The organism is Testudinibacter sp. 'clade 2' (assembly GCF_006227735.1).
GTDB lineage: Bacteria > Pseudomonadota > Gammaproteobacteria > Enterobacterales > Pasteurellaceae > Chelonobacter.
Window position 1 is genome coordinate 1 of the sequence record NZ_VDHB01000262.1, and the last position, 695, is coordinate 695.

Genomic DNA, 695 nt, shown 5'->3' on the forward strand with positions numbered 1-695 from the left:
GGAATTGCAATTCAACGATTTAAAGCTTTTTTTGATATTCCAATCTCAGAAAATGAAGCATTAACAGCTTTGAAGGAAAATCAACATATTTTAGATAGATTTAAAAAAACATTCCCTTTTATTAAAATGTGATTTTTAGAAATTTTTATGGGAAATATAGATTTAATACAAATAATAGACGTAGAAAAATCAGGATGGAAAGCTGGTGATGAGTCCATTTCAAATGGAAAATAACTGGTGGTGAACCTTATTCTAATGCAGAGTTCAGCACCTGAAAGAAAGTGGTTTGAAGTAGATATTAATTACACAGGAACAAAATCTAGTGGAAAAAAGCGATTATACTATTTAGATTTTAGAAGTGTCTCTTATGAAGAACAAATGAAATTAGCAACACAAGATCTTGCAAAAGCTATAGATAAAGGTAATGTTGACAAAAATCAGTTTACATCAAAACAATTAGAGGCTATTTATAAAGGAGATAACAAAATTCCTAATTTGACTTGGCATCACCATCAAGATACTGGAAGAATGCAACTTGTTCCTGAATTAATCCATTCTAAAACAGGGCATATTGGTGGCAATAGCATTCAAAAGGGGAAATAATATGTGGAGAATTTACAAAAATAATGATGCAGATCTAAATTTTGCATTATCCTGTCTTTTTTGTCAGGCAATTCCGTAAGCTTACCGTCAAG

The 695-nt window shown here is 30.6% G+C and carries 1 protein-coding gene; it reads left to right on the forward strand.

Features of this window, described 5'->3' with window-relative positions; all coding sequences use genetic code 11:
* Positions 1-237 precede the first annotated feature (237 nt).
* Positions 238-603, forward strand: coding sequence for an HNH endonuclease (locus tag FHQ30_RS13125; RefSeq protein ID WP_500692284.1), 366 nt, complete (start codon positions 238-240; stop codon positions 601-603).
* Positions 604-695: the final 92 nt, after the last annotated feature.